At 65.9% G+C, this 12737-nt stretch carries 13 protein-coding genes; 6 read left to right on the plus strand and 7 right to left on the minus strand.

Annotated features, from left to right (window positions below):
• Positions 1–171 precede the first annotated feature (171 nt).
• Positions 172–912 carry an SDR family oxidoreductase gene (locus tag ACYJP6_RS07080; protein ID WP_459474341.1) on the plus strand — a complete coding sequence of 247 codons (741 nt, stop codon included), beginning with the start codon at positions 172–174 and terminating at the stop codon, positions 910–912.
• Positions 913–954: 42 nt separating this feature from the next.
• Positions 955–1803 (plus strand): ureidoglycolate lyase, encoded by an 849-nt coding sequence (locus ACYJP6_RS07085; protein ID WP_459474342.1) that lies wholly within the window; start codon positions 955–957, stop codon positions 1801–1803.
• A 390-nt stretch (positions 1804–2193) separates the two neighbouring features.
• Here the strand turns inward: ACYJP6_RS07085 and ACYJP6_RS07090 are convergent, their stop codons facing one another.
• Positions 2194–2331, minus strand: coding sequence for a hypothetical protein (locus ACYJP6_RS07090; protein WP_186309191.1), 138 nt, complete (start codon positions 2329–2331; stop codon positions 2194–2196).
• Between the two features lie 59 nt (positions 2332–2390).
• A complete protein-coding gene (locus tag ACYJP6_RS07095; protein ID WP_459474343.1) occupies positions 2391–2954 on the minus strand; it encodes a TetR/AcrR family transcriptional regulator in 564 nt (187 codons plus the stop codon).
• A 74-nt stretch (positions 2955–3028) separates the two neighbouring features.
• Between ACYJP6_RS07095 and ACYJP6_RS07100 the strand changes: the two genes are divergently transcribed.
• From ACYJP6_RS07100 to ACYJP6_RS07110, 3 genes are all read left to right on the plus strand, one after another.
• Entirely contained in the window at positions 3029–3901 is an 873-nt protein-coding gene (locus ACYJP6_RS07100; protein ID WP_459474344.1) for an alpha/beta hydrolase family protein, read from the plus strand.
• A 159-nt stretch (positions 3902–4060) separates the two neighbouring features.
• Positions 4061–5182, plus strand: a complete 1122-nt coding sequence (locus tag ACYJP6_RS07105; protein WP_459474345.1) for a hypothetical protein — start codon at positions 4061–4063, stop codon at positions 5180–5182.
• 113 nt (positions 5183–5295) lie between these two features.
• On the plus strand, positions 5296–5742 hold the full coding sequence (locus tag ACYJP6_RS07110; protein ID WP_459474346.1) for a hypothetical protein: 447 nt from the start codon (positions 5296–5298) through the stop codon (positions 5740–5742).
• A 256-nt stretch (positions 5743–5998) separates the two neighbouring features.
• On the opposite strand, the gene ACYJP6_RS07115 is transcribed toward ACYJP6_RS07110, so the two are convergent.
• A complete protein-coding gene (locus tag ACYJP6_RS07115) occupies positions 5999–6295 on the minus strand; it encodes a hypothetical protein (protein ID WP_459474347.1) in 297 nt (98 codons plus the stop codon).
• 269 nt (positions 6296–6564) lie between these two features.
• Between ACYJP6_RS07115 and ACYJP6_RS07120 the strand changes: the two genes are divergently transcribed.
• The gene (locus ACYJP6_RS07120; RefSeq protein WP_459474348.1) at positions 6565–7689 is read left to right on the plus strand and encodes an alpha/beta fold hydrolase; all 1125 of its coding nucleotides are present in this window, start codon (positions 6565–6567) and stop codon (positions 7687–7689) included.
• On the opposite strand, the gene ACYJP6_RS07125 is transcribed toward ACYJP6_RS07120, so the two are convergent.
• The 4 genes from ACYJP6_RS07125 to ACYJP6_RS07140 form a co-directional block, all read right to left on the minus strand.
• Positions 7686–9269, minus strand: a complete 1584-nt coding sequence (locus ACYJP6_RS07125) for a GMC oxidoreductase (protein WP_459474349.1) — start codon at positions 9267–9269, stop codon at positions 7686–7688. The genes ACYJP6_RS07120 and ACYJP6_RS07125 overlap by 4 nt on opposite strands.
• 159 nt (positions 9270–9428) lie before the next feature.
• On the minus strand, positions 9429–10418 hold the full coding sequence (locus tag ACYJP6_RS07130; protein ID WP_459474807.1) for an SDR family oxidoreductase: 990 nt from the start codon (positions 10416–10418) through the stop codon (positions 9429–9431).
• A 469-nt stretch (positions 10419–10887) separates the two neighbouring features.
• Positions 10888–11388 (minus strand): GNAT family N-acetyltransferase, encoded by a 501-nt coding sequence (locus tag ACYJP6_RS07135; RefSeq protein WP_459474350.1) that lies wholly within the window; start codon positions 11386–11388, stop codon positions 10888–10890.
• Between the two features lie 125 nt (positions 11389–11513).
• On the minus strand, positions 11514–12680 hold the full coding sequence (locus ACYJP6_RS07140) for an MFS transporter (RefSeq protein WP_459474351.1): 1167 nt from the start codon (positions 12678–12680) through the stop codon (positions 11514–11516).
• Between the last annotated feature and the right edge of the window lie 57 nt (positions 12681–12737).

Here is a 12737-nt window from a genome sequence, read left to right on the forward strand (position 1 = left end):
GGATGGCCGATTCTGCGCAGCCCGGTCTGGCGCGGCCAGCCACAGCCAGCGGACTAAACGCCCATACAGCAGGGGCGCGCCCCTGCCGCGGGGAAAAGATCCTTGCGCCCCCGGCCATGGCGGGCTAAACCCTTAGCCAGTGTCCGCCCATCCACTCTAGAGGTCCCGCTCATGAGTCATGCAGGCAAACGCGTCCTGGTCACCGCCGCGGGCCAGGGTATCGGCCGGGCCACCGCCCTCGCCTTCCACCGCGCCGGGGCCGAGGTCATCGCCACCGACATCGCGGCCGCCGCCCTGGACGCCCTCGACGGGCTGCGCACCCAGGTGCTCGATGTCACCGATGCCGCCGCCGTGGCGGCCCTGGCCGAGGAACTGGGCAGCCTCGACGTGCTGTTCAACTGCGCCGGCTACGTGCATGCCGGCAGCCTGCTCGAGTGTGACGAAGACGCCTGGCGCCGGTCCTTCGAACTCAATGTCACCGCCATGTACCGGCTGACCCGCGCGGTGCTGCCCGGCATGCTGGCCCAGGGCGGCGGCTGCATCATCAACATGGCCTCGCTGGCCTCCAGCCTCAAGGGCGTGGCCAACCGCTGCGCCTACGGCGCCAGCAAGGCGGCGGTGATCGGCCTGACCAAGTCGGTGGCCGCCGACTACGTCGGCCAGGGCATCCGCTGTAACGCCATCTGCCCCGGTACCGTGGATTCGCCCTCGCTGGACCAGCGCATCGCCGACCAGGCCGCCCGTGAAGGCCGCAGCGAAGCCGAGGTGGCCGCCGCCTTCGCCGCCCGCCAGCCCATGGGCCGGGTCGGGAAACCCGAGGAGATCGCCGCCCTCGCCCTATATCTCGCTTCCGACGCCGCCGCCTTCGTCACCGGGACCACCCAGGTGATCGATGGCGGCTGGAGCGTCTGAACCCCTTTCCGCCTGTACCCTCTCGTCTGTCTAGGAGCTCCGATGAAACTCTTGCGCTACGGCCCCCAGGGCCAGGAAAAACCCGGCCTGCTGGATGCCCAGGGCCGCCTTCGCGATCTCTCCGGCCAGGTGGCCGAACTCGCCGGCGAGGCGCTCGGCGCCGCTTCCCTCGCCCGTCTGCGCCAGCTGGACCCGGACAGCCTGCCGCTGGTGGAGGGTAGCCCGCGACTGGGCCCCTGCGTGGGCCGGGTCGGCAAGTTCATCTGCATCGGCCTCAACTACGCCGACCACGCCGCCGAATCGGGGCTGGACGTGCCCAAGGAGCCGGTGGTGTTCAACAAGTGGACCAGTGCCATCTGCGGCCCCAACGACCAGGTGCAGATCCCGCGCGGCTCGACCAAGACCGACTGGGAGGTGGAGCTGGGCGTGGTGATCGGCAAGGCCGGGCGCTACATCGACGAGGCCAAGGCGCTGGACCATGTCGCCGGCTACTGCGTGGTCAACGACGTCTCCGAGCGCGAATGGCAGCTGGAGCGCGGCGGCACCTGGGACAAGGGCAAGGGCTTCGACACCTTCGGCCCGCTCGGCCCCTGGCTGGTCACCGCCGACGAAGTGCCTGAGCCGCAGAATCTCGACCTCTGGCTGGAGGTGGATGGCCACCGCTACCAGAACGGCAACACCCGCACCATGATCTTCAGCGTGGCCCAGATCATCGCCTACCTGAGCCGCTGCATGAGCCTGCAACCGGGCGATGTCATCTCCACCGGCACCCCGCCAGGCGTGGGCATGGGCGTCAAGCCGCAAGCGGTCTACCTCAAGCCTGGCCAGGAAATGCGCCTGGGCATCCAGGGCCTGGGCGAGCAACGCCAGCGCACCGTGGCCGCGGACTAACACCTGCGTATCCGCCCCGCTCGCTCAGCGGGCCCTCACCCCAACCCTCTCCCCCAGGGAGAGGGGCGGTTGGGAGCGTCGGGGTCGGGCGGCGCAGCGGGCAAAGGTATGTTGGCGCTGAGCAAAGCGAAGCCCAACAGCCAAGCATCCTCAGGTGCCGAACCCCCTCCCGCAGCAGAAGGCCAGTGCGCGAATCGGATCAGCGGGCCCTCACCCCAGCCCTCTCCCCCAGGGAGAGGGGGCGGTTGGGAGCATCGGGGTCGGGCGGCGCAGCGGGCAAAGGTAGGTTGGCGCTGAGCAAGGCGAAGCCCAACAGCCAAGCATCAAGCCTTTACCCCTGGGAAGCGGATCCCGGTCGTAACTGAGCCGACCAGGCGCCCGCCCTGCCCACTAGCGCTGCGGGCTCAAGGGGCTGTCGTCCTGGTCCTCACGCTCTTCGGTGGTGCTGGTATTGCCCGAATCCGGCACATCGCCGTATTCGTCGTAGTCGTGCGGGGTCTGCTGGTCATCGGCGGGTTCGCGGCTCATGGGGTACTCCAATGCTAGGGCGCCCTCGGTGGAGTCCCCGCGCCGCGGCGGCGTTCCCGTCAGACCAGCGCCACCAGACGTTCGGCCACCCGGTCGAAGGGTTCGATGCTGCGCTGGGCGCGGCACAGCGGGATCACCCCTTGTACCGCCGCTACCAGCAGGGTCGCCAGCCCTGCGGCAGCCGCCTCGGGGTGGCCATGCTCGACCAAGGCCTCCTGCAGGCGCGCCTCCCAGCGGCGATAGATGCCCGCCGCCGCGTCCAGCTCGCGCTGGGCGATCTCGTCCACTGGCTCTTCCACCGCCACCGCCATCACCGGGCAACCGACGCGAAAGTCCGAATCCAGCAGGATGTCGCGCCAGAGGCGCAGGAAGCCCTGGATCCCCGCCAGCGCCCCGGCCTGCAGCTGCCGTTCCAGATCACGGCTGACCTGGGCCCCAGCCAGTTCCACCGCCTCCACCACCAGCTGGTGCTTGCCACCGGGGAAATGGTGATAGGTGGACCCCAGCGGCGCCTCGGCGCGCTTGATGGTCTCGCGGATGCTGGTGGCATTGAGGCCATGCCGGGCCAGCATGGCCGAGGCCGCCACCACCACCCGATCCCGTACCTTCGACTGCTCGGTCATCCATTCTCCTTGCTATGACAGCTGTCATAACCTACCGTCCAGGCATTATAACAACTGTCATAGGGACCACCCCCATGCCCAGCGATGCCCTCCAGGAGGAGCTGATCACAGCCGACGGCTATCGCCTGGGCACCTGCCGCTTTCCCGCTCAGGGTCCGCTGCAGGGCCGACTGATCGTCGCCGGTGCCACCGCCGTGCCCCAGGGCTTCTACCGCCGTTTCGCCCAGCACGCCGCCGCCCGCGGTTTCGAGACCCTGACCCTGGACTACCGTGGCATCGGCCGCTCGGCGCCGGCCTCGCTCAAGGGCTTTCGCATGGACCTGCTGGACTGGGCGCGCCAGGACCTCGCCGCCGCGGTGGAGGCCATGGCCCAGGGCGACGCCCCCCTCTACCTGGTCGGTCATTCCTATGGCGGCCATGCCTTCGGCCTCCTGCCCAACCACGCCAAGGTGGCCGGCTTCTACGTCTTCGGCACCAGCGCCGGCTGGCACGGCTACATGCCCCTGGGCGAACGCCTCAAGGTCCTGGCCATGTGGCGGTTGGTCCTGCCGGTGCTCACCTGGTGGAAAGGCTACTGCCCCTGGAGCGCCCTCGGCCTGGGCGAAGACCTGCCACGCGACGTCTATCGCCAGTGGCGCCACTGGTGCAGCCTGCCCCATTATTTCTTCGACGACCCGGCCATGCGCGGCATCGAAGCCGGCTTCGCCGCGGTGCGCACCCCCATCGTCGCGGTCAACGCCCTGGACGACCTCTGGGCCACGCCCCAATCGCGCGATGCCTTCATGCAGGCTTACCGCAACGTCGACCTGCAACGCCAAGACCTCGACCCCCGTCAGCATGGCGGCGCCATCGGCCATATGGGCTACTTCCGCGCCAGCGCCCAGCCATTGTGGGATGGCGCCCTAGACTGGTTCGTGAGCCTGCCGCCGGCGCCGCAGCCACGCTGAGCCCTGGGCGAGCGCTGCAAAACCATCCCTTCGGCCGATTGCGTATCCAGCCCTACCCTTTAGCTTATTCCTCAGCGAACGCCGGAGCGCTCCACATTCCCTCCTCGCCCACCGCTGCGGCCCCCTTCCGCAGCCAAAGCCCCCACAAGGACCGTCCCCATGCAAACCTCCCACGCCGTAGTGATGTCGTTGCTCTTGGCCAACACCGGTGCCGCCTGGGCCGAATCCCAGACGGCGAACGTCCAGCAAAGCGGTGGCTTCAATGTGGTGAATCTGAACCAGGGCAGCGAGATCTCGGCGCGGAACAAGGCCGATATCCAGCAGGACGGCATCTTCCTCAATGCCCAGGTCACCCAGGAAAACGACGCTGATGACAGCGTGCGGGTAGTGCAGAACGGCGGCAGGAGCTATGCCCTGGTGAGCCAGACCTGGGGCTCGCAACGGACGGTGGACATCGAGCAGATCAATGCCGGCTATGGCCGGGTGCAGGTCGAGCAGGGGCCGGGCGGCAGTAACGAGACGATCGTCCGGCAGACGGGTCTGCGGCAGGACACCTATGTGCACCAGGACGGTGGCTATCACCGGATCGACATCGACCAGAGCGGTTATCAGGCGGGTGACAACACCTTGGCGGTGCGCCAGGACGGCCTGAACGGCGTCTTGACGCTGGGCCAGCATGGTGACGCCCTGGACCTGCAGGTGGTCAGCTTCGGGCTGCGCAACACGGCCTGGGTGAGCCAGAACGGCGACGACTCGACCACCGTCGTCGAGCAGCGCGGCAACGACAACTACGTGGGGCTCAAGCAGGGCGGCGAGCGGGTGGACTCCAAGGTGGTCCAGCAGGGCAATGGCAACGATGCCCGGGTCCAGCATTCCAGCAGCTACTCGCGGCCCAGCACCGTCGACATCGCCCAGCGCGGCGAGCTCAACCGGGCGGAGGCGATCGTCTATGGCATCGGTAGCCAATTGACCCTGGCACAGACCGGTGACGGTAACAGTGCCTCCGCCATCGTCTCCGGCGAAGGCAATCAGCTGGACCTGGCATCCACGGGTGACGGCAATGGCATCACCGCCTACGCGCTGGGCAACGATGGCCAGCTGAAAGTGGACCAGCAGGGCGATGGCCTCGGGGTGACGGCCTATGTCACCGGCGATGCCTCCAGCATCGCCGTCAGCCAGAGCGGCTTCCAACACACCGCCAACCTGACCCAGAACACCGCAGGTAATGCCATCAACCTGACCCAGAGCGGGTTCTCCAACCATGCGGTGATCACCCAGTAGCCAGGGACACCGGGCGCGGTTGCGACCGCGTCCTCCTGAAGGAAACCGCTCTAGCGCCTCAATTTCCGGTCGATGCTGCCGTTAAGCTGTCATCCCCGGAAAAGGAGTTCGAGATGGCCATTTCAGTTTCCTTGAGCGGTATCGGCAAAGATGCCGCCCGCCCCATCACCCTCACCCCGGGTGGCACGACCGCTGCCCCTCAGGCCGACGACAGTTCGGTCAGGCACACGACGCGTGGCGTCGAGGTCACGCTCAAGGGGGTCGCCACATCGCCGGACCAGGACAAGACCAAGGAAAGCGGTGCGAGCGGCAGCTCTGGCAACAGCCGCCTGGAGATGATGCAGAAGGCCATCGAGATGGCCAAGAAGCAACTGGAGCTGGCGCAAAAGCAGTTGAGCGAAGCCCAGAGCCAGGGCAACGGCGACAACAAGGCCGCCATCCAGGCCGCCCAGGCCAACGTCGTCGCAGCAAGCGCAGCCTTGATGCAGGCCTACGCCGCCTATGCCGAAGCGCTCAAGAAAGCCAGTGGCGGCAGCGGCGGCGTCAGTACCCGGGCATGAGGCCCGCCCCTTCCCCGGCCGGTCTGGACTACCCTCCTCTCGTCTTCATCTACAGGAGGCTTCCATGGCCAACCGGCTGCTCGACCAGACTGCCCTCGTTACCGGCGCCGCCCAAGGCATAGGCACCGCCATCGCCCGGGCCTTAGTGGCCGTCTAGGTCACCCAGCTGCTGCTATACGGCGCAGCAGCCTCCGGCGCGCCGGACATCGCTGCTGACTACGACCCTAGGCGCTTGAGTGACTACAACGCGACTGCCTCAGGACTCAGCGGTCTGCTGGCCTGCCGCCTCATCCGGCTTGGGCCGGTCATCCGGATAGATGTCCTGGTCGGTGACGGCGGGATAGCTGCCCAGGGCGCGTAGCTGATTGATGGCATCGCGGATCACCTCGTAGAGCAACGGGGTGTTGCGCACCAGGCTCTGGCTGAGGGTACGGGTGACGCGCGCCGGGCGGGTCGGATCGATCAGGGTGATCACCAGGTTGTCGCCCTGGGACTCGAGTTCGTGCTTGATGGGCGGGTCCAACGCCGCCAACTGACTGCGAAGTGCTTGCATGAGGCCGACTATTCCCGACTGCTGTTGTTTCAGTCCGACTCGCAGGCCGGTGCAAGCGTTCCAGCGTTTCGCTTGCCCGCGCCTGGCGGCCTGACTTCAGGCCGAAGACCAGAGCGGGGCCGTAACGCTGATACCCATCACTACAGTCCTCAACCTAAAGTCTCTAGGTGAGTCGATCGCCTGGCCTAGCTGATGTTTACTGGCAGGCAAAGGGCGCTGTTGGGATTCGAGCCTTTCTATAGATGTTTTCTAGCGAACGGATGGCTGTCATGAACAAGCATTTCCAGCGGCAAGGCCCGGTCAGGGCGTTGTTCTCCCTCCTCACGCTACTGTCGCTGCTGGCCAGTCCCCTCGCCAGAGCGGACGGTCCACCGGCGCCGGTCGAGGGTGATTTCGTGGTCCCGAGCTTCACCTTCCATACAGGTCAGAAGCTCGACAACCTGCGCCTGCACTACCTGACGCTGGGCAAGCGCAGCAATCCTGCGGTCCTGGTGCTGCACGGTACCGGCCAGCAGGCCTCGGCGATGCTGAGCAAGGATGTGGGCGGCCAGTTGTTCGGCCCCAGCCAACCGCTGGATGCGAACAAGTTTTTCATCGTCATCCCGGATGCTCTGGGTACGGGCAATTCGGCCAAGCCTTCGGATGGCCTGCGCGCCACCTTTCCGAATTACGACTATGCCGACATGGTGCAGGCCCAGTACCTGTTGCTCACCCAGGGACTGGATATCCAGCACCTGCGGCTGATCATCGGCAACTCCATGGGCGGCATGCAGACCTGGATGTGGGGTGGCCTCCATCCCGGCTTCGCCGATGGCCTGGTGCCCATGGCGGCGCAGCCCACCGAGATGGCCGGGCGTAACTGGATGATGCGGCGCATGCTGGTGGAGTCGATCAAGCAGGATCCCGCCTGGGATCAGGGCAACTACCGCACGCAACCCCCTTCCCTGCGCCTGGCCAAGGTGATGTTCGAACTGGCCACCAGTGGCGGCACCTTGAACTTCCAGGAAATCGCTGGCACCCACGCCAAGGCCGACGAACTGGTCGACAAGCGCCTGGCGGCCCCGGTGACGGTCGATGCCAACGACTTCATCTACCAGTGGAATGCCGCGGCGGACTACGACGCCGAGCCGGGCCTGGCCAAGATCAAGGTGCCGGTGCTAGCCATCAACGCCGCGGACGACGAGCGCAACCCACCCGAGACGGGCCTCATGCAAGAGGCACTGAAGAAGGTGCCCAGCGCGCATCTGCTGCTGATTCCGGCCAGCACCGAGACGCGCGGACACGGCACCACGGGTCTCGCGAAGCTCTATGCGGCGCAGCTGGGGCAGTTCATCGCTAAATTACCCAAGGACACGGCTGAACAAACGTCGAGCGTAGCCCAGGCAAAGCCCTAGCCCAGGCGCGCGATGATCGCATCAGCCACCCGCAGCGAATTGGCGATGATGGTCAGCGTCGGATTCACCGCGCCTACCGAAGGAAAGAAGCTGGCATCCGTCACGTACAGATTGTCGATTTCATGGGTACGGCAATCGAGATCCAGCACCGAGGTCTTGGGGTCCTCGCCAAACCTCAGGGTCCCGGCCTGGTGCGCCGTGCCGCCAATCGGCGTGTCCTTGCCCAGATAGAGACGCCGATCCATGAGGTGCGGATGGATATCGGCCTTGTCGCAGATCTGCCGCAGCATTTCGCGCAGCGCCAGATGGCCTCGCGGGTGGGCCGTCTGCACATCCAGATGGACCTTGCCGTCGCGATAGAAAATCCGATTTTCCGAGCGTGGCAGGTCTTCCGAGGTCAGCCAGAAGTCGATGGAGTGCCGGGCGATCCACTCGAACGGCTGGTCCGGTAGCCAGTGCAGGAAGCCCGGCAGGCCCTCCGTCTGGATCTGCCGGCCATCGGACTTGCCGACCATCTGGATATGCCCCAGCGGAAAGTCATGGGGATTGCGCGGGGACTTCGGGTGCGCATGGTAGAAATCGTTGAGCCCCAGGGTCTTCTGGAATTCGGTCGGATTGGGGCTGCGCGAGATGGCCAGCACCGTCGAATTATGGTGGCGCATGTAGTTGCGCCCCACTAAGCCAGAGCGGTTCGCCAGACCACCGGGATGGTGCTCATTGGCCGAGCGCAGGAACAGCAGGGCCGACGACAGCGCGCCACAGGCGACCACGACGAGGTCGCCGCGGATGATATGGGTGTGCCCTTCGATCAGGGTCTCGACACCGGTGATAGCGGTGCCGGCGGCGTTGGTCAACAACCGACTGACATAGGCGTTTCTGAGCAGCTGTAGAGTGGGCCACCGCTGCAACGCCGGATCGAGGCAGATGATCTGGGCATCGGCCTTGCCATTGGTGAGGCTGGGATAGCCATCGAAGGGATCGCAGCGCAAGAGCTTGGAATGCGGGGTCGCCGCGCCGGTCTCGTCTTGCTCGATCAACCCGCCGATGGGCAGGTGGAACGGCTGGAGTCCTTCCCGGGCCCAGTCATCCGCCAGTTGCTGGATACGGGGCTCGTGCTTGATCGGCTGATGCTTGTAAGGGCCGGACGCAGCGGGTTCGGTGGGGTCTTCGCCGCGCTGGCCTCTGACCTCGTAGAGCTCCTCGGCGGCCTGGTAGTAGGGCTCGAAGACGTCGTACTTAAGCGGCCATTCCGGCGAGAGGCCGTCGGCGTGCTGCACCGCGAAGAAGTCTTCTTCGCGCAGCCGGAACAAAGCGGCGCCATAGACCTTGGAATTGCCGCCGACGAAATAATGCAGCCCGGGCCGGAAGGTGTCGCCCGCCGAGGAGGTCCAGGTTTCATCCGCCTGATAGCGGCCCTTGGCGAACACCTCGTCGGTGTCCCAGTTTTCCCGTTCGCGCTTGAGGTAATCGCCACGCTCGATCACCAGCACGCTCTTTCCGGTTTGCGCGAGCTTCCAGGCCAGGCTGCTACCGCCGGGGCCGGAGCCAATCACGACGACGTCGTAGTGTTCTTTGATCATCGGGGCCACCTGCAGGACTAAAGTCGCGGATCGCATCGCTACCGGCTCGCCAGCCGAGAGCACTACTGAATACGAAATCTCAGCTAACCCCTATCTCTACGCTCCCATCCTTTTCATCTCCTTATGCCTCGCCTCGATATCCCTGGGTCCGGCTGGACTTCAACGCCGCTTCAGCAGCTGACGCACACCGAGCACCGCCACCGCGCCGGCGAGGGCCCAGCAGGTGGAGCGATGGCGATCGGTGAACAGTTGCAGGCTCCTGGGCTTGGCCTCCTGGTCGAAGCGGCCATGGGCGGCGAACTCACCGGGAACGGGTTCGAACAGGTTGCCGGAGGCTTCCGCCGTGAGGGGCTCAGCGGTCAATTGCCCCGAATAGCACGTGCGCGCCAGATAACGGTCGATGAGACCCGGCACGAGGCGATTGCCCAGAATCGCCTTGATGGTCGGAAAGCCGAGCCAGACATTGCGTCTTCTATGCTCGGCGGCGAAGCGTATCGCCCGGGCCGCCACTTCCGGCTGAAATACCGGGGCGACGGGGCGGGCCTTGTGCCCCATCTTGTTCCGTGCCCAATCGAATTGCGGCGTATTGACCGCCGGCAAGTCGATCATGGTGAGGTGGACGTTCAACTTGTCATGCAGGATTTCCGAACGCAGAGAGTCGGTGAAACCCCGGATGGCGGCCTTCGCCCCACAATAGACGGCCTGCAAGGGGACCGATCTATAGGCCAGGGCCGAGCCCACGTTGACGATCACCCCGCGATCGCGGCTGCGCATGCGCTTGAGCGCCGTCATCATGCCGTTGACCTGGCCCAGATAGGTCACCTGCGTTCCCCGCTCGACCTCTTGAGCGGTCAAGGCGGATACCGGCGCGAAGACCGTCGCCATGGCAACGTTCACCCAGACGTCGATAGGGCCGAGCTGAGTTTCGATCAGCGCGGCGGCAGCCTCTACCGCTTCGGCATCCGCCACGTCGGTCGGTACCGGCAGCGCGGCAACACCCAGCGCCCGGGCGGCTTGCGCCGCCTGCTCGAGGCGCTGCGGGTCCCTGGACAGCAGGCCCACGTCGTAGCCTGCCCTGGCGAACTCCTCCACCGTGGCCCGTCCCACGCCAGCACCCGCTCCGGTAATCACGACTAGAGGCATAGTCAACATCCTCGCAAGACGATCAATGCCTGATGTCAATTCCAGGCAGGCTAGTGAAGTCTTATCGAGATCGAGTGGCGACCAGAAGTTCCCAGGCCAGGTATCTGCATGGCTTACGGATAAATTGATAGTGGATTAGCAATCAACCACTCAACCGATGAGCAACCGTTCCGCTCTGGCGCGCTGCATACGGAGATTGGCAATCTCACCCGGGGCATTCCGAATAATTCGACGAGCCTATATAAAGAGGCTTATCTAAGTTGTTATTAGATATTAAATAGCCACCCCAAAACCCATAAATAAAGAGTAGATAACTCGATGTAGTGGTCATTAACGAACAGCCAAAAGATGAGGTGTCCAAACCGCGTGAAAGATTAGCAGCGCTTGGACCTACTCGACCGGCGGCCATGGAGCGAAGTCCCAGGCACGCCGGTGGCTCTCGGGAGTGGTCGCGGCTGAAGCCGATGGGATCGACTCAGAGCGAGGACTCTTCCTGTTTGTACACCCGCAGTCCACGCGCCTGGTAGTTGGCCAGGGCCGCCGGGTGGTCGAGGGTGCAGGTGTGCACCCAGACGCGCTCGGTGCCGGGCCAGTCCCAGGCGGAACGCAGGGCATGGCTGAGCAGCGGGCCACCGAAGCCCGCGCCCATGAAGGCGCCGGCCAGGCCGAAGTAGCGGATCTCGACGTTGTGGCCATCCGGGCGGTACAGCTCGTAGTAGCCGGCGATGGCGCCGCGGTGATAGGCGACCCAGGTGCGATGACCCTCCTGCTCCACCAGGGCGCGCCATTCGGCATCGCTCCAGCGGTTCAGGTCGCTCCAGTCCCAGGCCTGGCCGACCAGGCCGTAGAGGAAGCGATTGAGTTCGGGTTGCGGCACCTCGCACTCGACGATCTGCAGGTCCGGCCGTGGCGGCTTTTCCCGCAGCTCGGCGGAAGACGTCATTTCGAGGTAGAAGGTGGTGCAGGTCCGGTCCATCGCCAAGGCTCCCTGGGAAAGGTCAGACCTTATTGTGACCAGGGCCGGGGACACGGTGCCAGTCTGAATGCGACCTCAGCAGGCCTGCTGCCTAAGGCACCCAGGGTGAGGTCGCAGACCCAGAGCTACCCCGCCACCGCCACGCCCGCCCGGCTGCGCCAGGCGAAGGCCAGCACCATCAGCAGACCCAGGGCGGCCATGCCGGCACCGGCCAGGGAGATGGAGGGATAGCCCAGGCCGGCGTTGATCACCGCGCCGCCGAGCGCCGCGCCTATGGCATTGCCCAGGTTGAAGGCGCCGATGTTCACCGCCGAGGCCAGGTTGGGGGCGTCCTGGGCGGCTTCCATCACGCGCATCTGCAGCGGCGGGACCAGGGCGAAGCTGGCGATGCCCCAGATGAGGATGGCAACGGCCGCCGGTAGCGGCCAGCGCATCAGCACGGTGAAGGCCAGCAGGACGACGATGAGCACGCCGAGGGAAGCGATCAGGGTGCGGTCGATGGACTTGTCCGCGGCCTTGCCGCCCCAGAGGTTGCCCAGGGTCAGGCCGACGCCGAACAACACCAGCATGGCGGTGATGAAGGCGGTGGAGGCGTGGGTCTCGCGGCTCAGGATGGGCGCGATGTAGGTGAAGACAGTGAACATGGCGCCGGAACCGACCACGGTCAGCGCCAGGGCGGCCAGCACCGGGGGCCGCGCCAGCACGCGGATCTCGGCCATGACGCCGTCGCTCGGCGGCAGGGTGACGTTGGGCAGGGCGAACCAGAGCGCGACCATGGTCAGCACCCCGAGCCCGGCGATGCCCCAGAAGGCCTGGCGCCAGCCGAGCAACTCACCGAGCCAGGTGGCCAGGGGCACCCCGCCGATGGTGGCCAGGGTCAGGCCCATGAACATGGCGGCCACCGCCCCGGCGCGCTTGTCCGGGGCGACCACGCTGGCCGCCACCAGGGCGCCGACGCCGAAGAAGGCGCCATGGTTGAGCGAGGTCACCACCCGGGCGATCAGCAGGCTGGTGTAGTCCGTGGCCAGGGCGGACATCAGGTTGCCCAGGGTGAAGATGGCCATCAGGCCGATCAGCAGTTGGCGACGCGGGATGCGCCCGGTGGTAAGGGTCATCAGGGGCGCGCCGATCAGCACGCCGAGGGCATAGGCGCTGACCAGCAGGCCCGCCGCCGGGATGGACACGCCGAGATCGGCGGCGATGCCGGGCAGCATGCCCATGGGGGCGAATTCGGTGACGCCGATGCCGAAGGCACCGGTCGCCAGGGCCAGCAAGGGAGGATTGATACGCATGGGAAAAGGCTCCTTATCTATGCGGTGAATGCTAAGCTCCTGCTGCAAGCGCCGGTA

The organism is Pseudomonas sp. No.117 (assembly GCF_054558395.1).

What these genes read in the sequence shown, in the direction of transcription:
- ACYJP6_RS07080 (WP_459474341.1), top strand. Translation starts at nt 172, where the DNA reads ATGAGTCATGCAGGCAAACGCGTCCTGGTCACCGCCGCGGGCCAGGGT.
- ACYJP6_RS07085 (WP_459474342.1), top strand. Translation starts at nt 955, where the DNA reads ATGAAACTCTTGCGCTACGGCCCCCAGGGCCAGGAAAAACCCGGCCTG.
- ACYJP6_RS07090 (WP_186309191.1), bottom strand. Translation starts at nt 2,331, where the DNA reads ATGAGCCGCGAACCCGCCGATGACCAGCAGACCCCGCACGACTACGAC.
- ACYJP6_RS07095 (WP_459474343.1), bottom strand. Translation starts at nt 2,954, where the DNA reads ATGACCGAGCAGTCGAAGGTACGGGATCGGGTGGTGGTGGCGGCCTCG.
- ACYJP6_RS07100 (WP_459474344.1), top strand. Translation starts at nt 3,029, where the DNA reads ATGCCCAGCGATGCCCTCCAGGAGGAGCTGATCACAGCCGACGGCTAT.
- ACYJP6_RS07105 (WP_459474345.1), top strand. Translation starts at nt 4,061, where the DNA reads ATGCAAACCTCCCACGCCGTAGTGATGTCGTTGCTCTTGGCCAACACC.
- ACYJP6_RS07110 (WP_459474346.1), top strand. Translation starts at nt 5,296, where the DNA reads ATGGCCATTTCAGTTTCCTTGAGCGGTATCGGCAAAGATGCCGCCCGC.
- ACYJP6_RS07115 (WP_459474347.1), bottom strand. Translation starts at nt 6,295, where the DNA reads ATGCAAGCACTTCGCAGTCAGTTGGCGGCGTTGGACCCGCCCATCAAG.
- ACYJP6_RS07120 (WP_459474348.1), top strand. Translation starts at nt 6,565, where the DNA reads ATGAACAAGCATTTCCAGCGGCAAGGCCCGGTCAGGGCGTTGTTCTCC.
- ACYJP6_RS07125 (WP_459474349.1), bottom strand. Translation starts at nt 9,269, where the DNA reads ATGATCAAAGAACACTACGACGTCGTCGTGATTGGCTCCGGCCCCGGC.
- ACYJP6_RS07135 (WP_459474350.1), bottom strand. Translation starts at nt 11,388, where the DNA reads ATGGACCGGACCTGCACCACCTTCTACCTCGAAATGACGTCTTCCGCC.
- ACYJP6_RS07140 (WP_459474351.1), bottom strand. Translation starts at nt 12,680, where the DNA reads ATGCGTATCAATCCTCCCTTGCTGGCCCTGGCGACCGGTGCCTTCGGC.